This is a genomic window from Pseudomonas putida (genome assembly GCF_016406145.1).
Lineage (GTDB): Bacteria > Pseudomonadota > Gammaproteobacteria > Pseudomonadales > Pseudomonadaceae > Aquipseudomonas > Aquipseudomonas putida_E.
This window is the reverse complement of the sequence record NZ_CP066306.1, coordinates 1,156,562-1,176,806: the sequence shown is the minus strand read 5'-3', so window position 1 is coordinate 1,176,806 and position 20,245 is coordinate 1,156,562. Positions and strand designations below refer to the sequence as shown.

Annotated in this window: 21 protein-coding genes; 11 read left to right on the top strand and 10 right to left on the bottom strand. The window is 62.5% G+C overall.

Going from position 1 to position 20,245, the window contains the following annotated elements; translation table 11 throughout:
• Positions 1-107 precede the first annotated feature (107 nt).
• The 4 genes from JET17_RS05410 to rpoE all read right to left on the bottom strand — a co-directional run bounded on the left by JET17_RS05410 (position 108) and on the right by rpoE (position 3,905).
• A complete protein-coding gene (locus JET17_RS05410) occupies positions 108-1,514 on the bottom strand; it encodes a DegQ family serine endoprotease (protein ID WP_420094544.1) in 1,407 nt (468 codons plus the stop codon).
• A gap of 209 nt (positions 1,515-1,723) precedes the next feature.
• A complete protein-coding gene (locus JET17_RS05405) occupies positions 1,724-2,689 on the bottom strand; it encodes a MucB/RseB C-terminal domain-containing protein (RefSeq protein WP_012312988.1) in 966 nt (321 codons plus the stop codon).
• A 12-nt stretch (positions 2,690-2,701) separates the two neighbouring features.
• Positions 2,702-3,292 (bottom strand): sigma-E factor negative regulatory protein, encoded by a 591-nt coding sequence (locus JET17_RS05400; protein ID WP_012312987.1) that lies wholly within the window; start codon positions 3,290-3,292, stop codon positions 2,702-2,704.
• Positions 3,293-3,323: 31 nt separating this feature from the next.
• Positions 3,324-3,905, bottom strand: a complete 582-nt coding sequence (rpoE, locus tag JET17_RS05395; RefSeq protein ID WP_003252049.1) for an RNA polymerase sigma factor RpoE — start codon at positions 3,903-3,905, stop codon at positions 3,324-3,326.
• 435 nt (positions 3,906-4,340) lie between these two features.
• Here rpoE and nadB point away from each other — a divergent pair, with 435 nt between their 5' ends.
• Positions 4,341-5,945, top strand: a complete 1,605-nt coding sequence (gene nadB / locus JET17_RS05390; protein ID WP_012312986.1) for an L-aspartate oxidase — start codon at positions 4,341-4,343, stop codon at positions 5,943-5,945.
• A 52-nt stretch (positions 5,946-5,997) separates the two neighbouring features.
• Here the strand turns inward: nadB and JET17_RS05385 are convergent, their stop codons facing one another.
• Together JET17_RS05385 and JET17_RS05380 are read right to left on the bottom strand one after the other, a co-directional pair.
• A complete protein-coding gene (locus tag JET17_RS05385) occupies positions 5,998-6,456 on the bottom strand; it encodes a protein YgfX (RefSeq protein ID WP_012312985.1) in 459 nt (152 codons plus the stop codon).
• Positions 6,440-6,694: a succinate dehydrogenase assembly factor 2 gene (locus JET17_RS05380; RefSeq protein WP_008094993.1), complete on the bottom strand. Its 255-nt coding sequence runs from the start codon at positions 6,692-6,694 to the stop codon at positions 6,440-6,442. The genes JET17_RS05385 and JET17_RS05380 overlap by 17 nt, the downstream gene beginning before the upstream one ends.
• 133 nt (positions 6,695-6,827) lie before the next feature.
• Between JET17_RS05380 and JET17_RS05375 the strand changes: the two genes are divergently transcribed.
• Together JET17_RS05375 and JET17_RS05370 are read left to right on the top strand one after the other, a co-directional pair.
• Positions 6,828-7,769: a YgfZ/GcvT domain-containing protein gene (locus tag JET17_RS05375; protein WP_012312984.1), complete on the top strand. Its 942-nt coding sequence runs from the start codon at positions 6,828-6,830 to the stop codon at positions 7,767-7,769.
• Between the two features lie 31 nt (positions 7,770-7,800).
• Positions 7,801-8,607 carry an HDOD domain-containing protein gene (locus tag JET17_RS05370; RefSeq protein ID WP_012312983.1) on the top strand — a complete coding sequence of 269 codons (807 nt, stop codon included), beginning with the start codon at positions 7,801-7,803 and terminating at the stop codon, positions 8,605-8,607.
• 40 nt (positions 8,608-8,647) lie between these two features.
• On the opposite strand, the gene JET17_RS05365 is transcribed toward JET17_RS05370, so the two are convergent.
• Together JET17_RS05365 and JET17_RS05360 are read right to left on the bottom strand one after the other, a co-directional pair.
• Entirely contained in the window at positions 8,648-10,027 is a 1,380-nt protein-coding gene (locus JET17_RS05365) for a sensor histidine kinase (RefSeq protein ID WP_012312982.1), read from the bottom strand.
• Positions 10,020-10,691 (bottom strand): response regulator, encoded by a 672-nt coding sequence (locus JET17_RS05360; RefSeq protein ID WP_012312981.1) that lies wholly within the window; start codon positions 10,689-10,691, stop codon positions 10,020-10,022. The genes JET17_RS05365 and JET17_RS05360 overlap by 8 nt, the downstream gene beginning before the upstream one ends.
• 200 nt (positions 10,692-10,891) lie before the next feature.
• On the opposite strand from JET17_RS05360, the gene JET17_RS05355 reads away from it, so the two are divergent.
• The 5 genes from JET17_RS05355 (at position 10,892) to JET17_RS05335 (ending at position 16,324) form a co-directional block, all read left to right on the top strand.
• Positions 10,892-12,181, top strand: a complete 1,290-nt coding sequence (locus tag JET17_RS05355; RefSeq protein WP_012312980.1) for an OprD family porin — start codon at positions 10,892-10,894, stop codon at positions 12,179-12,181.
• Positions 12,182-12,212: 31 nt separating this feature from the next.
• Entirely contained in the window at positions 12,213-13,193 is a 981-nt protein-coding gene (locus JET17_RS05350; protein ID WP_012312979.1) for a Bug family tripartite tricarboxylate transporter substrate binding protein, read from the top strand.
• Between the two features lie 130 nt (positions 13,194-13,323).
• On the top strand, positions 13,324-13,782 hold the full coding sequence (locus JET17_RS05345; RefSeq protein WP_012312978.1) for a tripartite tricarboxylate transporter TctB family protein: 459 nt from the start codon (positions 13,324-13,326) through the stop codon (positions 13,780-13,782).
• 3 nt (positions 13,783-13,785) lie between these two features.
• On the top strand, positions 13,786-15,300 hold the full coding sequence (locus tag JET17_RS05340) for a tripartite tricarboxylate transporter permease (protein ID WP_012312977.1): 1,515 nt from the start codon (positions 13,786-13,788) through the stop codon (positions 15,298-15,300).
• The gene (locus JET17_RS05335) at positions 15,293-16,324 is read left to right on the top strand and encodes an AbrB family transcriptional regulator (protein WP_012312976.1); all 1,032 of its coding nucleotides are present in this window, start codon (positions 15,293-15,295) and stop codon (positions 16,322-16,324) included. Before JET17_RS05340 ends, JET17_RS05335 begins: the two co-directional genes overlap by 8 nt.
• Positions 16,325-16,376: 52 nt before the next feature.
• Here JET17_RS05335 and ung read toward each other — a convergent pair whose 3' ends face one another.
• On the bottom strand, positions 16,377-17,069 hold the full coding sequence (gene ung / locus JET17_RS05330) for a uracil-DNA glycosylase (protein ID WP_012312975.1): 693 nt from the start codon (positions 17,067-17,069) through the stop codon (positions 16,377-16,379).
• A gap of 126 nt (positions 17,070-17,195) precedes the next feature.
• Between ung and JET17_RS05325 the strand changes: the two genes are divergently transcribed.
• Positions 17,196-18,302, top strand: a complete 1,107-nt coding sequence (locus JET17_RS05325; protein WP_012312974.1) for an enoyl-CoA hydratase/isomerase family protein — start codon at positions 17,196-17,198, stop codon at positions 18,300-18,302.
• Positions 18,303-18,331: 29 nt separating this feature from the next.
• On the opposite strand, the gene JET17_RS05320 is transcribed toward JET17_RS05325, so the two are convergent.
• On the bottom strand, positions 18,332-18,772 hold the full coding sequence (locus JET17_RS05320; RefSeq protein WP_012312973.1) for a hypothetical protein: 441 nt from the start codon (positions 18,770-18,772) through the stop codon (positions 18,332-18,334).
• Positions 18,773-19,018: 246 nt separating this feature from the next.
• Here JET17_RS05320 and JET17_RS05315 point away from each other — a divergent pair, with 246 nt between their 5' ends.
• Both JET17_RS05315 and JET17_RS05310 read left to right on the top strand, forming a co-directional pair.
• The gene (locus JET17_RS05315) at positions 19,019-19,249 is read left to right on the top strand and encodes a cysteine-rich CWC family protein (RefSeq protein ID WP_012312972.1); all 231 of its coding nucleotides are present in this window, start codon (positions 19,019-19,021) and stop codon (positions 19,247-19,249) included.
• 34 nt (positions 19,250-19,283) lie between these two features.
• Positions 19,284-19,985, top strand: a complete 702-nt coding sequence (locus JET17_RS05310) for a pseudouridine synthase (protein ID WP_012312971.1) — start codon at positions 19,284-19,286, stop codon at positions 19,983-19,985.
• Positions 19,986-20,245: the final 260 nt, after the last annotated feature.

The following is a 20,245-nucleotide window of genomic DNA, read 5'->3' as shown; positions in this document are numbered from 1 at the left end:
ATATGGGAGATTCCTCTGACGCACGATACAGGCTGACTCCCGCCAAGAATTGTGAACTCTCATGAAAAAGGGCAGCCGAAGCTGCCCTTTGCGACTGGCAAGCCGGCTTATTCAGCAAGCTTGAAGGTGATGAAGCTCGCCCGGCCCTGGCGCAGCACGCGCATGGAGACCGAACGGTTCTTCGGCAGGTCCTTGGCAATTTCGGTGAACTGCTTGGCCGAGGCGATCGCCTGGTTGTTCAAGTGGCTGATAACGTCACCCGGACGCAGGCCAATCATGGCTGCCGGGCCATCCTGGACTTCCTTGATGACAACGCCACCCTTGAGCTCCAGCGACTTCTTCTGCTCGGCGGTCAGGTCAGAGACGGAAACACCCAGGCGGTTGCTGCTGCGCTCTGCGCTGCCATCGGCACCCGTACCGGTACCGATATCGGCATCGTCATCAGGCATCGCACCAATGGTCACATCCAGGTTCTGGCGCTTGCCATTACGGATGATCTCAAGCTTGGCCTTGGCGCCAGCCTTCAGGGTACCTACCAGATGCGGCAGGTCGGCCGACATGACGATCGGCTGGCCGTTCATGCTCAGGATCACGTCGCCCACCTGCAGGCCGCTCTTGGCTGCTGGGCCATCTTCCAGCACCTGCGCCACCAGGGCGCCGGCCGGCTTGTCGAGGCCGAAGGATTCAGCCAGGTCCTTGTTGACCTCCTGAATGACCACGCCCAGCCAGCCGCGGCTGACCTTGCCGTCCTTCTTCAACTGGTTGGAGACATCGATCGCGACATCGATCGGGATGGCGAACGACAGCCCCATGAAACCACCCGAACGGGTGAAGATCTGCGAGTTGATACCCACTACTTCGCCATTCATGTTGAACAGCGGCCCGCCGGAGTTGCCCGGGTTGATGGCCACGTCGGTCTGAATGAAGGGCACGTAGGTGTCATTGGGCAGGGTGCGGCCCTTGGCACTGACGATACCCTTGGTCACCGAATGATCGAAACCGAACGGCGAACCGATGGCCAGTACCCACTCACCTACCTTGAGCTTCTCGGAGTCGCCCAGTTTGACGGTGGGCAGGTTCTTGCCGTCGACCTTGAGCAGGGCCACGTCGGTGCGTGGGTCGGTGCCGACCAGTTTGGCCTGCAGTTCGCTGCGATCCGACAGACGGACGATGATCTCGTCGGCATCGGCAACCACGTGATTGTTGGTCAGCACATAGCCGTCACTGGAAATGATGAAGCCTGAGCCCAGCGACTGGGCCTCGCGCTGGCGGTCACCACGGGGCGAACGCGGCTGTTGCGGCATGTTGCGCTCGAAGAACTCGCGGAACATCGGCGGCAAGCCTTCGAGGTCCGGCATCTGACCGGCAGCAATACGGCGGTCAGGCAGCTTTTGCTTGGTACTGATGTTGACGACGGCCGGCGAGGCCTGCTCGACCAAGGTGGTGAAGTCCGGCAGGGCCTCCTCGGCCTGGGCGCTCAGCACCTGGCCGAGCATCAGCACGGCGGCGAACATCGATAAGTAGGATTTCAAGCGTGGTATTGACATACGGCTCCCGTCACAACGAGCGTAGTTAGCGTAAGACCGCCTGCAAAAGCAGGAAAGGCCAGACTCCAAGAAGCCTGACCTATAGAAAATTTACAGATGGATTGCAAATGACAATGCTTTAATTTCATTTCAGCCGCATGTCCGTGCGCCTTGGCATGAGCCGAAAAAGGGCGCCATTACTGGCGCGCCTGAGCATCCTGTGGCCGCATCGACAATGCGACGCGCTCTGCAGTACCCAGCGGAATTTCGCCGACCACGGTGACCATCACCTTGCCCTTGGGCGTGTTCAGGCGACGTGAAACGGCCGAGGTAGGGCCCAGTTGAGTACGCACATCTGCACTGGCATCTTCCGTGACCGGCTCCAGAAATACCGAGAAGCGCGCCAGCCCGTCGTCGTACATCAGACTGCTGATAGTGCTATTGCGAGAAGGGTCACGCCGTACGGTACTGTTGATCAGCTCGAAACCCGGCGGCAACCAGTCCGAGCGCCAGCCTGCAACGGCCTCGGTCTTGGTGCTGGCCACACGCTCCACCGGTTTACAGGCGGCACTGGCCTTCAAATCGGCATCGGTAGGCAGGTCATCGGTATCAAGGCGCGTCATCTGGAAGCGTTCGAGCAACTGCCCCTTATCGTTGAGCATCAACGAGCGCAGCGGCAGACCGGTCTTGCTGTCCAAGTGCAATTCGAAAGCGTAGCGATGCTGGTCGCGAGGGGTAAGCGTGACAATGACCGCGTCGCGTCCGGCGACCCGTGCCTTGCCTGCTACAGCCAAATCGTACCAGCTCATCAATTTGAGGGGGTCAAGCATGCGCGGTGCGGCATCAGGCAAGTTGCTCACGCCACTAGCCAATGCACCACTGACACATTGCACCTTGCCGTCCACGCGCACGATTTCCTGGGCGGCACCGTCAAGCTGGAGCAGCCGCTCGCTGACCTTGCCGTCCTGAACCCGATGCCAGATGTCGTGGGAGGAAAAGCTGCCGTTTCGTTCGTAAACGAAGGAGCCCTGGTAACTCTGCTTTTGTTCGGCCTGTGCCAGCTTGTTCAACCATTCGCTTGCCTCAGGCGACGAATTGGCTGCCAACGCTGGCACCGTCATGCAACTGCCTACAAGCAGCGACAAGAGAGGTAGCGCGCGCATGATCCTCCTTACTTAGCGGTTTTCCAGGCTGGCGGCGCGGGCATACGGCAGGGCAGTTTCAGTACCCTTGAGCGCGGATTCCTGCGCATGCTGACGCAGGTACCCCGGCAGACGCTGATCCCAGCCAGCCTGGTTCTGCAGCACGCCATTGGCCATCGGCCCGGTCGGTTGCTCACTGCTTTCACTATAGCCTGCCAAAACAGCCGGGCCCTGAGTTTGTGGCATGCTCAGGCCTTGCTGGGCAGGTTGTTGCGCAGCCAGCTCAGCGCCGGTGATCTCGTCCTGGTTGTACATGCGCACGCCAGCCAGCACAGCAACGGTGACCGAGGCGGCAACGGCCAGGCGGCCAATACTGCGCCACGGGCCTTGCTTGACCTTGGCCGGTACGGCTTCGTCAGCCAGGGCGGCAGACACCGCCGAGGCGATATCCAGTTTCGGCAGCAACAGCTCCTTGTGCATCGCTGCGCGGGCAACCTGGTAACGCGACCAGGTGGCACGGGTTTCGGCATCGTCGACGGCGCTCAGCACCCGTCGCAATTCCAGTTCGTCCGCTTCGTTATCCATTACCGCGGACAGCGATTCCTGCAAAGCTTCACGACTCATGGCGGTTCCTCTCTTGGCTGTCGCCGCTGTCTCAGGTTTCCTGCAACAACGGCTGCAGGGCTTTGTCTATGGCCTCCCGAGCGCGGAAGATTCGAGAGCGCACGGTACCCACCGGACATTGCATGACACTGGCAATGTCTTCGTAACTCAACCCGTCGAACTCACGCAGGGTCAATGCCGTGCGCAAATCTTCAGGGAGTTGCTGGATTGTGCGATGGACTGTGCCTTCGATTTCATCCCGCAACAGGGAGCGCTCTGGGGACTCGAGATCCTTGAGACCATGATCGCCGTCGTAAAACTCCGCATCCTCGGAGCTCACATCGCTGTCTGGCGGCCGTCTTCCACGGGACACCAGATAGTTCTTCGCCGTGTTGATGGCGATGCGGTACAGCCAGGTATAAAACGCACTGTCACCGCGAAAATTGCCGAGCGCACGGTAGGCCTTGATAAAGGCTTCCTGCGCCACATCCTGGGCCTCGTGGGTATCGTGAACGAACCGCACGATCAACCCGAGAATCTTGTGCTGATACTTCAGCACCAACAGATCGAACGCTCGCCTGTCACCGCGCTGCACGCGCTCTACAAGCTGCTGATCCTCTTCCTGGGTTAGCATGAACACTCCTCAGTGAACTCGAAGGAGCGTTGCATCAGCCATCGTTCAGGCTTGCAAACATAGACTCGGGCTTTTCGCAAAAGTTCTCTCCTCCAAGCAAGTTTCCTGCGGCCCTTGACTGGCTCGCACGGAAGACGCGGCGCGGGCAAGGCCGGCAGCGTCGATAATCAGGTTTCGGATACGCAGGTGTCAGCCCGGATAGAGCCGCCGCCACGCGTCGCCGCGCGAAATGATGGCGCACGGGCAGCCTTCATAGGATTTCCAGCCATGTAGGAAAGTTCCCACGAAGATTGCCCTCACGTCGCAAGTGGCATGGAAATTGGCCACCGCAGGCTGCTATAAAGGCAACCCGGCCTCTATTCACGATAGTTTCACAATGCCATCTACGCGTGACTATTGTGCCGTGCCCCCTCTAAAGATTACTAGTGTCCCGACATGAGCCAACAATTCCAACATGATGTCCTGGTGATCGGCAGCGGCGCAGCCGGTCTCAGCCTGGCACTCAACCTTCCCGCCCACCTGCGCATCGCCGTACTGAGCAAGGGCGACCTGGCCAATGGCTCGACCTTCTGGGCCCAAGGTGGCGTGGCCGCGGTGCTGGACGACACCGATACCGTGCAGTCCCATGTCGAGGACACACTCAACGCCGGTGGCGGCCTTTGCCACGAAGACGCCGTGCGATTCACCGTCGAGCACAGCCGCGAAGCCATTGAGTGGCTGATCGAACAGGGCGTGCCCTTTACCCGCGATGAGCACTCCAGCGTTGACGATGGCGGGTTCGAATTTCACCTGACCCGTGAAGGCGGGCACAGCCACCGACGCATCATCCATGCTGCCGATGCCACGGGCGCGGCCATTTTCACCACGTTGCTTGAGCAAGCCCGCAAACGCCCTAACATCGAACTGCTTGAGCAACGTGTAGCGGTCGACCTGATTACCGAGCGGCGCCTGGGCTTGCCCGGCGAGCGATGCCTGGGCGCCTATGTGCTGAACCGCAACAGTGGTGAGGTGGATACCTTCGGAGCGCGCTTTACAGTGCTTGCCACCGGCGGTGCCGCCAAGGTCTACCTGTATACCAGCAACCCCGATGGCGCCTGCGGCGATGGCATCGCCATGGCCTGGCGCGCCGGCTGTCGGGTTGCCAATCTGGAATTCAACCAGTTCCATCCGACCTGCCTCTACCATCCGCAGGCCAAGAGTTTCCTCATCACTGAAGCCCTGCGCGGCGAAGGCGCCCTGCTGCGCCTGCCCAATGGTGAACGCTTCATGCCGCGCTTCGACCCACGCGAAGAACTCGCACCGCGCGACATCGTGGCCCGGGCCATCGACCATGAGATGAAGCGCCTGGGTGTGGACTGCGTCTACCTGGACATCACGCACAAGCCGGCTGACTTCATAAAAAGCCATTTCCCGACCGTCTATGAGCGCTGCCTGACCTTCGGTATCGACATCACCCGCCAGCCGATCCCGGTAGTGCCCGCCGCCCACTACACCTGTGGCGGGGTGGTGGTCGACGATCGCGGCCATACCGACGTACCGGGCCTGTACGCCATCGGCGAGACCAGCTTCACCGGCCTGCACGGCGCCAATCGCATGGCCAGCAACTCGCTGCTCGAGTGTTTCGTCTACGGCCGTTCCGCTGCCGCGGACATCGAGGCCCGTCTGGCGCAGATTGCCATGCCCAAAGCCCTGCCATGCTGGGATGCCAGCCAGGTCACCGACTCGGATGAGGATGTGATCATCGCGCACAACTGGGACGAACTGCGGCGGTTCATGTGGGACTACGTGGGCATCGTGCGCACGAGCAAGCGCCTGCAGCGTGCCGAGCATCGCGTGCGCCTGCTACTGGACGAAATCGACGAGTTCTACAGCAACTACAAGGTCAGCCGCGACCTGATCGAGCTGCGCAACCTGGCACAGGTGGCGGAGTTGATGATCCGCTCGGCGATGCAGCGCAAGGAAAGCCGCGGGTTGCATTACACCCTGGATTACCCCGGCATGTTGGCTGAGGCCAAGGACACCATACTGAGTCCGGCCTGAAGATCGGTACCCCTTCGCGGTTAAAACCGCAAAGGGGCGACCCGGCACCTGCCTAGCGGGTCGCGACCTCAGCCCACCTGCGCCGGCTGAATTTGAGCCGTACCCGCAGACGCCGATGCTGATCCGCCCCCAGGGCATCCCCGGCAACGCATTGGCTCTCGCACAGCCAGTGCCCAGGCCTTGCGAACCGCACTACCACCAGGCCCGGCAGCGCCACGCTGTCGCGACACAGTCGCACCGCCTGCCAGCCCCCCGCACGGCTGAAAAGCTGCCAGCCAGAAGCATCCCGACGCAGGCCAGTGACGGCTTGAGCATGGGTCAGCAGTATGCGTCGGGGGATCACCCACCCGGCATGGGCCAGACAAGCGACTGAGGCAGGAAGGGAAAACCACCAAGGCAGTGCACCCAGCCACAAGGCAAGCAACGCCAGCACATGGCAGATCAGGTAGGCCGTCAGCAGCAGGCGCGAGCCCTGCCAACGGCACTCGAAACACTCACTTGGGCTGGACACGGTCCAGAATGATGCGGACCATGCGCTGTAGCTCCGGGTCTTCGGACTCGGTACGCTCCATGAACCAGCCGAACATGTCCTGATCCTCACAGCTCAACAGGCGAACGTAGAGTTCGCGGTCGGCTTCGCTCAGGGTCGGGTAGACCTCCTGGGTGAAAGGCACCAGCAGTACGTCGAGTTCAAGCATGCCGCGGCGGCTGTGCCAGAAAAGCCGGTTGAGTTCAGTTTGTTCGACCATGGGGCCCTCCTCAAATGGGCGGCCAGTATACAGCCAGGCGCACGAAGCGGCACGAGGCGTTGGTCTAGTCACCTACCTATTTTGTTACTGGCGTTCTATGATGGCCGCCAGTCTTTAGCCACCGCGATCCCCCATGGCCGATTCCGCTTTCTACAGCCCTCTGTCCCACGAGGGCATCCTCGCCGTCCGCGGCTCCGACGCCGGCAAGTTCCTGCAGGGCCAGTTGACCTGCAACATCAACTACCTCAGCCCCGAGCAAGCAAGCCTGGGCGCCCGCTGCATGGTCAAGGGGCGCATGCAGTCGAGCTTCCGCATCCTGCCCGAAGGCAACGGCTACCTGCTGGCCATGGCCAGAGAACTGCTCGAGGCACAGCTGGCCGACCTGAAAAAATACGCCGTGTTTTCCAAGGCCACGCTCAGCGACGAAAGCGCCGCCTGGGCGCGTTTCGGCCTGCAGGGCGGTGATGCGGCGCTGCGGGCCTTGGGTTTGAAGGTGCCGACCAGCGCTGGCGCCACCGAACGCCATGAAGGCCTGATCGCCGTGGCCGTTTCTGAGGGTCGCGTGGAACTTTGGGTTCCGGCGGACGCCGCCGCCAGCGTGCGTGAAAAACTGGCAACCGCATTGCCTGAAGGGCCTCTCAACGACTGGCTGCTGGGGCAGATCCGTGCTGGCATCGGCCAGGTCATGGGCCCGACCCGTGAGCTGTTCATCCCGCAGATGATCAATTTGCAGGCGCTCGATGGCGTGAGTTTCAAAAAGGGCTGTTACACCGGCCAGGAAATCGTTGCGCGCATGCAGTACCTGGGCAAGCTCAAGCGACGTCAGTACCGCTTGCTGCTGGACCAGCAGGATATTCCTGCCCCGGGTGCGCAAATCTTCTCGCCGACCCATGGTTCATCGGTTGGCGAAGTGGTCATTGCGGCCACCACGGGCCAGAGCTGCGAACTGCTTGCGGTACTCGGTGCCGAGGCCGTGGAAGACGACAACCTGCACCTGGGCAGCCTGCAAGGCCCACGCCTGAGGGTTTCGAGCCTGCCTTACGAACTGGATCGCGACCGGGAAATCCAGCGCTGACCAGCCCGCCACCCCTGCTGTAGAGAAGTACATGAACAAGCTGGCCGAGATGGTTCAAGCACAGTTGCTGGCTGCCATCGCCAACGATGACCTGGTTCTGCCTACCCTTCCGGAAGTTGCCCTGAGCATCCGCGAGGCCGCCGAGGACACGGAAATCAGCGTTGCTGCCCTGAGCAAGGTGATTGGCCGCGATGCGGCCCTCTCCGCCCGCCTGATCAAGGTGGTGAACAGCCCACTGCTGCGGGCGGCGATCGAGGTCACCGACCTGCACACGGCCATCACCCGCCTGGGTATCAACTACAGCTGCAACCTGGCCATCGGCCTGGTGATTGAGCAGATCTTCCATGCACGCTCACCGGCAGTTGAGCAAAAATTAAGGGATATCTGGGCAAACAGCCTCGAAGTTGCGGGCATCAGCTATGAAATCTGCCGCCGCTTTACTCACCTCAAGCCTGACCAGGCCACCCTCGGCGGCCTGGTCAACCAGATCGGCGCGCTGCCAGTACTGATCTACGCCGAAGAGCACAATGAACTGCTCTCCGACCCGGTCTGCCTGCACTACGTGATCGAGCAGATCCAGCCTGTGCTGGGCGACAAGATCCTTTCGTCATGGGAATTCCCCGAGCAACTGGTGAATTTGCCAAGCCAGGTGCAGGACCTGGACCGGCGCACTGACAAAGTCGACTACATCGACGTGGTGCAGATTGCCCGCTGCCTAAGCCAGCGCGGACGCAGCAGACCGTTGGCGGCATTGCCCGCCTACCGGCACCTGGGGTTGCCGTTTGGCACGGAGCTGGAGATTGGCGAACTGCTGGAAGCGCGGAGCATGCTGCGCTAGCCAGCGCCCTGCCCGCCAAAGGTTCTACGCAGGCAAGAACTCAGTCAGCGATAAAACTCACACGTACTTTCAACCCCCCATTCTCACCGTCATGCAGACTGATCTGCGCCAGGTGCGCGCGACAGATCTCACCGACAATCGCCAACCCCAAGCCAGTCCCCTGGGCACTGCGGCGATAGAAACGCTCGAACACCCGTTCGCGCTCATCTTCGGGAATACCGGAACCATCATCTTCGACCTCCAGTACCGCTGGCGCCAAGACCCGCAAGATCACATTACCGCCCGCGGGAGTATGTGCCAGAGCGTTGTCCACCAGGTTGCTGAGCAACTCATTGAGCAAGGTCGGCTCCCCCTTGAGCCATACCGGCGCCGTGGCCTCCAGCGCCAAGGCCACACCCCGTTTATGTGCCAGGGGTGCCATGGCCATGCCCAGCTCGCGGGCCAGCTGGCTGAGGTCCAGGCGCTGAGCGCCACCTTCGGCGATTGCCCGAGCGCCATTCTCCACCCGTGCCAACGATAAAAGCTGGTTGGCCAGATGGGTCAGCCTGTCAGTGCCTTGGGCGGCAGACTCCAGCGTCTGGTGCCACTCTTCGGGCTGCTTCGAGCGCAAGCCCAATTCGACCCGTGCCTTGAGCGCTGCCAAAGGCGTGCGCAGTTCGTGGGCGGCCTCGGCAATGAACTGCGCCTGGCGCTCGAACTGCCCTCGCAAGCGTTCGGTGAAGTGATTCAAGGCACGCACCAGCGGGTCAAGCTCACGCTGCACCTGCACCAGCGGCAGCGCGCGCAGGTCATCCGGCTGGCGATCTTCCACGGCTTTGCGCAGACGCTCCAGCGGGCGCAGCGCCGCACTCACTGCGAACCAGACCATCCCCAATGCCCCCAGCGCCAGCATGCCCAGGCGCAGCAGGGTATCGGCCATCAGCCCGCGGGCCATCCTCACCCGCGCCTCCTCCGTCTCGGCCACACGAATTTCAGCCATGCCGTTCATGTTCGGCTCGCTGACCGCCTTGAGCAGACTGACCACGCGCACGTCCTGCCCGAGGTAGGTGGCGTTGTAGAAGCGCGCCAGCGCCGGGTAATCGTCGGTACGCGGTGTGCCCGGCGGGGGTGGCGGCAGGTTCTCGTAGCCCGAGATCAGTTTCTGGTTTATGTCCAGCACCTGGTAGTAAATGCGCCCGGCACTGTCGTAGGCAAACGTGTCCAGCGCCACGTAGGGCACGTCCGCGCTGAGCGTGCCGTCTCGCTGGGACAGGCCGGCAGCGATGGTCCGCGCCGATGCCAGCAAGGTCCGGTCATAGGCGGTATCGGCAGCCTCGCGGCCATTCCAGTAGGCGCTCAGGCCGCTGGCCAGCATCAGCACTACCAGCAACAGCGCCAGGTTGCCCAGCAAGCGCCCGCGCAGGCTGCCATTGTCACGCATCACGGTGCTCGAGCAGGTAGCCCAGGCCGCGGAACGTGACAATGGCCACCGACTGGCCGTCGAGCTTCTTGCGCAGGCGGTGGATGTAGATTTCGATGGCGTCGGGGCTGGCCTCTTCGTCCAGGCCGAAGACCTGGGCGGCCAATTGCTCCTTGCTCATCACTCGGCCGGGGCGTGCGATCAGCGCCTCGAGTACGCTCTGCTCACGGGAGGTCAGGGTCAGGTTGTCCTCGCCCAGGGCGAACCGCCGGGTATCAAGGTCATACACCAGCGGGCCGCAGCGCTGCTGGCGCTCACCACCGAGCACGCTACGCCGCAGCAAGGCCTTGACCCGTGCTTCCAGTTCGGTCAGCTCAAAGGGTTTCGCCAGATAATCATCGGCGCCAAGGTTCAGGCCATGCACCCGGTCCTTCACATCGCTGCGTGCAGTCAGCATCAGCACCGGCAGGGTCTTGCCGCGCCCGCGCAGGCGGGCCAGCACTTCAAAGCCGTCCATGCGTGGCAGGCCCACATCGAGCACGGCAACAGCATACTCCTCGCTGGCCAGGGCCAGATCGGCGGCCACGCCGTCATGCAGCACATCCACGGTCAAACCATGGCTCTTCAGGGCCTGGGCCACGCTTTCGGCCAGTTGTACGTGGTCTTCGACCAGCAGCACACGCATCGGATTCTCCCTGCTCGGGTGGGGCGGTGGCGCGGAGTGTACCGCTGTAGCCCGGTCTGTGAAGCCCCTTGTAACAAACCTTTCAGGCTGAAAGGTTAGCGAAAGGTTCGTTACCTAGCATCGCACCACGGTCGCCCCACGCGCCGAAATAAAGCACCAGCAAGGTGCAACGAATAAGAACAATAACGGAGTCATCCTTGATGCTGTCATCGCAGCCGCAGGCGTTCGCGCCTACCCGTTCCCTTTCCGCACGCCCGTACGCATACGCTTGCGCCTTTGCGCTTGCCGGCGTCGCCCCGATGAGCCAGGCCGCCTTCTTCGAAGACAGCACGGCAACCTTCGAAACCCGCAACATGTACTTCAACCGCGACTTCCGCGACGGCACCAGTGCGCAGCAATCCAAGCGCGAAGAGTGGGCTCAGGGCTTGATGCTCAACTTCGAGTCCGGCTACACCGACGGCCCCGTGGGCTTTGGCCTGGACGCGCTGGGCATGCTCGGCATCAAGCTCGATTCCAGTCCCGACCGCGCCGATACCGGCCTGCTGCCGACCCACGATGATGGCAAGGCCGCCGATGAGTACTCCAAGCTCGGCCTGACCGGCAAAGTGAAAGTGTCCGAGACCGAACTGAAAATCGGCACACTGATCCCCGAACTGCCGACCCTGCAGCCCAACGACGGGCGCATCCTGCCGCAGACCTTCGAGGGCGGCCTGGTCACGTCAAAAGAGATCAACAACCTCACCTTCACCGGCGGGCGCCTGGAGAAGGCCAAAGATCGCAATGACACCAACTGGGAAGACCTCGCTCTGAACAACAAGAATGGTCGCTTCGGCGGCACGTTCTCGGCAGACAACCTAGACCTGGCGGGCGTCGACTACCAGTTCACCGACCGCATCACCGGCAGCTACCACTTCGCCCAACTCGACGATATCTACCGCCAGCACTTCCTCGGCATGATCGCCACCCAGCCTTGGGGCCCAGGCACCTTCGGTGCCGACCTGCGCCTGGCAGTGAGCGACGATCAGGGCCAGGCCAAGGCCGGCAACATCGACAACACCACCGTCAACGGCATGTTCAGCTATGCCTTGGGCGGGCACAAGGTGAGCGCCGCCTACCAACACCTGTCAGGTGACAGCGCCTTCCCTTATGTCGATGGTGCCGACCCGTACCTGGTCAACTTCGTGCAGATCAACGACTTCGCCGGTGCCGACGAGCGCTCCTGGCAAGTGCGCTACGACTACAACTTCGCGGCGTTGGGCGTCCCCGGCCTGACCTTCATGACCCGCTACATCAACGGCGACAACGTCAGCCGCGCCGATGGCAGCGAGGGCAAGGAGTGGGAGCGCAATACCGAGTTCAAGTACGTGGTACAAAGCGGCCCGTTGAAAAACGTCGCCGTGCGCCTGCGCAACGCCACCTTCCGTTCGAACTTCGCCCGCGATGCCGACGAAGTGCGGCTGCTGGTGAGCTACAGCGTCGCCCTGTGGTAACCCATAACAACAACGCTCACGGAGATAGACGATGACCTTTTCACTGCGCCGCCTCGCCCTGGCTACCGGCTGCCTGCTGCTGGCCGGCAATGCCCTCGCCGCCGAACCCAAACGCCCCGAATGCATCGCCCCGGCCTCGCCCGGCGGCGGTTTCGACCTGACCTGCAAATTGGTGCAAAGCGCCCTTGTGCAGGAAAAGATCCTCAGCAAACCGATGCGCGTCACCTACATGCCAGGCGGTGTCGGCGCAGTGGCCTACAACGCCGTGGTAGCGCAGCGCCCGGGCGATGCCGGCACGCTGGTGGCGTGGTCCAGCGGCTCCTTGCTCAACCTGGCCCAGGGCAAGTTCGGCCGCTTCGACGAAAATGCCGTGAAATGGCTGGCGGCGGTCGGCACCAGCTACGGCGCCATTGCCGTGAAAAGCGATTCGCCCTACAAGACCCTCGATGACCTGGTCGCAGCGCTGAAGAAAGACCCGAGCAAGGTGGTGATCGGCTCCGGTGGCACCGTCGGTAGCCAGGACTGGATGCAGACTGCCCTGATCGCCAAGGCCGCCGGCATCAACCCCCGCGACCTGCGCTACGTGGCCCTGGAAGGGGGCGGTGAAATCGCCACCGCGCTGCTAGGTGGCCACATCCAGGTCGGCTCCACCGACATCTCCGACTCCATGCCACACATCCAGAGCGGCAACATGCGCATCCTTGCGGTGTTCTCGGAAAACCGCCTGGACGAGCCGGAGATGAAAGACATCCCCACCGCCAAGGAACAGGGTTACGACATCGTCTGGCCGGTGGTGCGCGGTTTCTACCTTGGGCCGAAAGTGAGCGATGAAGAGTACGCCTGGTGGAAGGACTCCTTCGACAAGATGCTTGCCTCTGAAGACTTCGCCAAGCTGCGTGACCAGCGCGAGCTGTTCCCGTTCGCCATGACAGGTGACGAACTGGACGGCTATGTGAAGAAGCAAGTGGCGGACTACAAGGCACTGGCCAAGGAATTCGGCCTGGTTCAGTAAGCCTGGGTGCCGATACTGGCCCCATCGCCGGCAAGCCGGCTCCCACAGCTACAGCGTTGCTCACACCGTGGGAGCCGGCTTACCGGCGAATAGGCCTGCACGGCCACTGCAACCTCAATGAGGATTCCCAATGATCCTGCAACGTATCTTCGCCCTGGCTTTGCTGGCGGTGTGCGCCGCCCTGGCCGTGATGGCCTGGCCCTACCAGGCGGCCTTTTCCTACGAACCGGTCGGCCCACGTGCCTACCCGCTGTTGATGCTTGGCCTGATGAGCCTGGGCCTGCTCTATCTCGCCATACGCCCCACGCCCATCGTGCACAAGGACGACGAGCCTGCGCTGGACCGCGCAACCCTGACCAAGATTACCGGCTGCGTCGGCCTGCTGCTGGTCTTCGCCAGCACCTTTGAAGCCTTGGGCTTCATCATCAGCGCCATCTTGGTTGGCATCCCTATGGCCCGCTTGTACGGCGGCCGCTGGTTGCACAGCACCCTGGTGGTGGTGGGCATGAGCCTGTTCCTCTACTGGCTGTTCGACCGCGTGATGGATGTGCCCCTGCCCCTCGGCCTGCTGAGCGTACTGGAGAACTGACAGATGGATACCTTGAGCTACCTGGGCCAGGGCTTCGGCGTCGCCCTGACCCCCTACAACCTGGTTACCGCCCTTTCGGGCACCCTCATCGGCACCGTGGTCGGCCTGCTGCCGGGCCTGGGCCCGATCAACGGCGTGGCGCTGCTGATCCCGATCGCATTCGCCCTCGGCCTGCCCCCAGAGTCGGCACTGATCCTGTTGGCAGCGGTGTACCTGGGCTGCGAATACGGCGGGCGGATTAGCTCGATCCTGCTGAATATCCCGGGCGAGGCCTCGACCGTGATGACCACCCTCGACGGCTACCCGATGGCCCGCAACGGCCTGGCTGGCGTTGCCCTGTCGCTGTCGGCGTGGAGTTCGTTCATTGGCGCACTCATCGCCACCTGCGGCATGGTGCTGTTCGCCCCGCTGCTGGCGAAATGGGCGATTGCCTTCGGGCCGGCGGAGTACTTCGTGCTGATGGTGTTCGCTATCGTTGCTTTGGGCGGCATGGCCGGGGACAAACCGCTGAAGACCTTCATCGCCGCACTGATCGGCCTGTTCCTGTCAGCGGTCGGTATCGACGCCAACAGCGGCGTATACCGCTTCACCGGTGATAGCGTGCATCTGGCCGACGGTATCCAGTTCGTGGTGCTGGTGCTGGGCCTGTTCTCGATCAGCGAAATCCTGCTGCTGCTGGAGAAGACTCATCATGGGCATCAAGCGGTCAAGGCCACAGGGCGCATGCTGTTCAACTTCAAGGAAGCGGCCTCGGTGTTCGTCGTCAACATCCGCTGCGGCCTGCTTGGGTTCATCATGGGCGTGCTGCCAGGTGCGGGAGCGACCTTGGCCAGCGCCGTGGCCTACATGAGCGAGAAGCGCATCGCTGGGGAAAGCGGCAAGTTCGGCAAGGGCGATGCCCGTGGCCTGGCTGCCCCGGAAACAGCCATCGGCGCATCCTGCTGCGGCGCGCTGGTACCAATGCTGACCTTGGGTGTTCCCGGGTCGGGCACCACGGCGGTGATGATCGGTGCACTGACCCTGTACAACATCACCCCCGGCCCCCTGCTGTTCGAACAGCAACCTGACATTGTCTGGGGGCTGATCGCTTCGCTGTTCGTCGCCAACATCATGCTGGTGATCCTGAACATCCCGATGATCCGCATCTTCACTCGCATCCTCGCCGTGCCGAACTGGGCGCTGGTGCCGGTAATCGCGATCATCACCGCGATCGGTGTATACGCGGTGCACGCCACCACCTTCGACCTGTTCCTGATGGTCGGCATCGGCATCATGGGCTACATCCTGCGCAAGCTGGACTTCCCGCTGTCGCCTATCCTGCTCGGCTTCATCCTGGGCGGCCTGATGGAGCAGAACCTGCGCCGTGCGCTGTCGATTTCCAATGGCGAGCTGGGCATTCTGTGGTCGAGCTCGATCAGCATGGGCATCTGGGTACTGGTGGTGTGCATGCTCTGCCTGCCGCTGTTGCGCATCTGGCGCAAGCGTAGCCTGCAGCGTCGGGCGATGGCCGATGCCTGATCGGTCGTTGCCGCTGTACTGGGCGACAGGGCTGGTCGGCCTGGCGGGCGGGTATCTCGCCAGCCTGGTCGGCTGGCCCTTGCCCTGGATGGTCGGCTCCTTGCTGGCGATCATCCTGGTGCGCTGCCTGACGCCCTGGCAACTTTCAGAAATCCCCAATGGCCGCAAATGCGGCCAATGCATCATCGGCTTGGGTATTGGCCTGCACTTCACCCCTGCCGTGATCGAACAGGTCGCAAGCCACTTCGTGCTGATCTTCTTTGCCGCATTGCTGACCACCGTTTCCAGCGTGGTTGGCGTGTGGTTGCTGCGGCGTACCGGCGAAGACCGTGCCACGGCATTTTTTGCCAGCATGCCCGGCGGCTCCGGGGAGATGGTCAACCTCGGCGCGCGTAACGGCGCGGTGCTCAGCCAGGTGGCTGCGGCGCAGAGCCTGCGTGTGCTGGCAGTGGTGCTGTGCGTACCGGCGCTGTTCAAATTCCTGATCGGCGACGGCGTGCCGCTCAATCATGCCGGCAGCGTGAGCTGGGGCTGGCTGGCGCTGATCGCACCGCTGGGTGTGGCGGTCGGTTTCGCCTGGCAGCGCTTGCGCCAGCCTAACCCCTGGCTGTTCGGGCCGTTGCTGGTAGCCTCCACGGTAAGCCTGGCGGGCAACCTGCAGATCGCCCTGCCCGACGGTGCCAGCCAGATCGGCCAATGGTTGATCGGCAGTGGCCTGGCCTGCCACTTCAATCGCGCATTCTTCCGCCGTGCTCCGTCGTTCTTGCTGCGCACGTTGCTCGCCACTGCGCTATGCATGCTGATCGCGGGCACTGCCGCCTGGGGGTTGAGCGTGATGACTGCGCTGGATCTGCGCTCGCTGACGCTGGGCATGATGCCGGGCGGCATTGCCGAGATGAGCCTGACCGCAGAGACATTGCAGCTGTCGGTGCCGTTGGTGACGGCGTTGCAGGTGATGCGCTTGCTGTTCGTGCTGTTTCTGGCCGAACCGCTGTTCAGATGCTGGGTGAAAGGCCAGCACTGAAAGCTTTGCAGGTGATCGCCGGCAAGCCGGCCACTGAGCACCGGCTCGCCCCTTAAAGCGGCGGTAACGCCCAGTTGATCGGCGCCAGGCCACGCTGTTCGAGGAAGCCGTTGGTCCGGCTGAAATGCCCGCAACCCAGGAACCCGCGGTACGCAGACAGTGGCGACGGGTGCACCGATTTCAGCACCAGGTGCTTGGTGCCATCGATCAGTTTCTGCTTGCTCTGGGCATGTGCGCCCCACAGCAGGAACACCACATTCGGGCACTGCTCGCTGACCACCTGGATGATCCGGTCGGTAAAGAATTCCCAGCCTTTCTTGGCATGCGAAGCGGCATTGGCGCGTTCGACGGTCATGGTCGTGTTGAGCAGCAGCACACCCTGCTCCGCCCAGCTCTGCAGATAACCATGGCTGGCAATGGGAATGTTCAGGTCGCGATGCAGTTCCTTGTAGATGTTGACCAGCGATGGCGGCGTCGGCACACCCGGCTGCACCGAAAAGCACAGGCCGTGTGCCTGGCCCGGACCGTGATAGGGGTCCTGGCCGAGGATGACGACTTTCACCTGCTCAAGCGGCGTGGAGTTGAGCGCATTGAAGATCATCGGGCCTGGCGGGTAGATTTCCTTGCCGGCGGCGTACTCCTGGCGCAGAAACTCACGCAGCTGGTGCATGTAGGGCTGGTCGAACTCGGCACGCAGGGCGTTTTTCCAGCCGGGTTCAAGTTTGATGCGATCGTCGTCAGTCATGAGGCCATCCGTAAACAATGGCGCGACACTAGGTAAGCCATCCCCCCTTGTCAATCGGTCCGACCTATGGCCTGCATGATCGCCCAGGCAAGCCATACTTGAGCGATGACTTGAACGAGGTAGTCCATGGCCATTCATTGCGAGGTACTCACCGGCGCCGATGGCGCCCGCATCGGCATTGCCACACTGGATGCGCCCAAGGCGCTCAATGCCCTGAACCTGCCGATGATCGAAGTGCTCGGCGAATACCTGCAAGACTGGGCCCGCGACCCGGGCGTTGTCTGTGTATTGCTGCGTGGCAACGGCGCCAAGGCCTTCTGCGCCGGTGGCGATGTACGGGCACTGGCCCAGGCCTGCCGCGATCACCCCGGCAGCGTGCCACCGCTGGCAGCCACGTTCTTTGCCGCCGAATACCGCCTCGACTATCTCCTGCACACCTACCCCAAGCCGGTGCTGTGCTGGGGCCACGGCCATGTGCTGGGGGGCGGCATGGGGCTGTTGCAGGGGGCCGGGGTACGCATAGTCACGCCTAGCAGCCGCCTGGCAATGCCAGAAATCAGCATTGGCCTCTACCCCGACGTGGGCGCCAGCTGGTTTCTTGCGCGCCTGCCGGGCAAGCTCGGGCTGTTTCTGGGGCTGACCGGCGCCCCCATCAATGCCCGGGACGCAATCGACCTGGGCCTGGCAGACCGCTTCTTTGGCGAGCATCAACAAGAAGGGCTTATCGAAGAATTGTTGCAACTGAACTGGCAAGAGCAGACCGACCTGCAGCTGAACAGCCTGCTCAAGGCGGAGCAGCACCGCGCCTATGCCGAACTGCCGGAGGCGCAATGGCTGCCTCGGCGCCAGATGATCGATGCGCTGCTCGATGTTGCAGACCCGGCGGCCGCGTGGCGTGCGCTGGAAGGGCTCAAGCAGCATGACGACCCATTGTTGGCTGATGCAGGCCAACGCCTGCAGGAGGGCTGCCCGCTCACGGCGCACCTGGTCTGGGAACAGATCCGTCGGGCCCGGCATCTGTCATTGGCCCAGGTATTCCAGATGGAATACAGCATGAGCCTCAATTGCTGCCGTCATCCCGAATTCAGCGAAGGCGTGCGCGCCCGCCTGCTGGACAAGGACAACCAACCACGCTGGCACTGGCCGGATGTTGCGCAAGTGCCGGCCGCCGTGGTCGAGGCCCATTTTGCGAAGGTATGGGAGGGGCGCCACCCCTTGGCCGATCTTGCCTGACCTGCGCCGCTCTGCGCCCCCGTCACCCGTTACCGTTGCCAGTTGCGATCACCACCGCGCCCACCATCCGGGCGGCGATCACGATCACCCCGTCCATTGGAGTGCCAACGGTCATTCTGGTACCGCCGGCTGTCATTGCGGTAATCATGCCGGTCGCGATCACGGCCGTAGTCATAACGCTGGCGATTGCCATAATCATGACGCGGGTTGCCATGCCACTGCTTCATCCCCGGCTGCGGGTGCGGACGGTATTGCGGCACGGGCGCAGGCCGGTAGTAACGCGGTGCCGGCTGGTAGTAATAGCGCGGTTGGGGGGCTACGTAATAGCGGTCATGGCGGTAATAACCCGGCGAGGCATACCGGTCAGCGGTGTAGTAATCGGTACGATAGTAACGGCCTCCCTCGTGGTAGGGCACGCAGGCGGTTGTCATCAGGCCCAACAGGGCGATCAACAGAATTCGATAGGACATGGCGGCCTCCTGGACCGCTGGGGTGCCCGTACAGCGGCGCTGCCGAGCGTCGAAGCCAAAGCGAACATCGACAAGGATTCAGACATTGCCGCCATCGTGCAGTGCCATTTGCGCAATAATTTGAAATAGCTTCGATACCCCAATAAACCTGCAGTCTTTTCCCGGCCATATCACTAGAATGAGCACCTCGATGATGCAAGCAGGCCGGCCGCAACCGTGCCTGCATTGAACACCCCGGACTAGTGTATGAATGACAGCCAGCGCTGCCCTGCCTGCGGCGCCCTCAACCAATGCACCCTGGCCGACCCGCGCACTGCGGCAGCAGCCTGCTGGTGCTACGCCGTGAGCATTGACCCCGCAGTTCTGAAGGCCCTGCCAACCGAGCTGCGCGACAAAGCCTGCCTCTGCCCGCGCTGCGCCGCAGGGGCGGCTCTGCCCGAGAACGCGCCCGCCCAGGTCGAGGCAGAAAAGCGCTAGACTGCGCGCCCCTCCCCTCGACGTCCTCGATGCCATGCGCCTTGACCGCTTCCTCGCCAACCTGCCCAGCTATAACCGCCAGCAAGTACGCCTGCTGCTGGTGCAGCGCCGCGTGCGGGTGGATGGCGAAACGGTAGCCGACCCACGGGCGGAAGTCCGCGAATTCAGTCGAATCGAGGTGGATGATCAACTGCTCCAGGCGGGGCGCCCGGCGCGCTACCTGATGCTGCACAAACCGGTCGGCTGCGTCAGCGCCACTCACGATTCACAGCATCGCACTGTACTCGACCTGCTGCCTGAGCCGTTGCGCGCGGACCTGCACATTGCCGGGCGGCTCGACTACAACACCACCGGGCTGATGATCCTGACCAACGACGGCCAATGGTCGCGGCGACTGACCCAGCCGGCGACCAAGCTGCCCAAGCACTATCTGGTGGAAACGGAAGATGAAATCGGCGCGCATTACATCGAAAAGTTTCGCGCAGGCTTCTATTTCGCCTTCGAAGACCTGACCACCCTCCCCGCGCAACTGGACATCCTCGGCCCGCGCACGGCGAGGCTGGCCATCATTGAAGGGCGGTATCACCAGGTCAAGCGCATGTTCGGGTACTTCGACAATAAGGTTGTAGGGTTGCACAGGGAAACCATGGGTGCGATACAGCTCGATCCAGGCTTGGCGCCAGGTGAGTTCCGGGCGCTAACGGCTGCGGAAATCGCCTCGGTCCAGACCGGTTGAGGCGCTGTACGGACGTCATACGACCGCCCGGCGACAAAAGTCACAATTTCACCCAGCCGGCACTTGCGTGATCCCCAACCCACTGCTTGACTCCTAACTTGTCGGTCCGCGCGTGACTCGTCAGTCACGCTGCGCGCCAAGACATCTTTTTGCCGGCTACCCAAGGCCTCGATGCCTTGGAGCACGGCAAATTGCCCGCCAAAAACAATACCGTCGACACATGTGCCAAGGATCGACACAGGGCCCGGTAATTCCTTCAG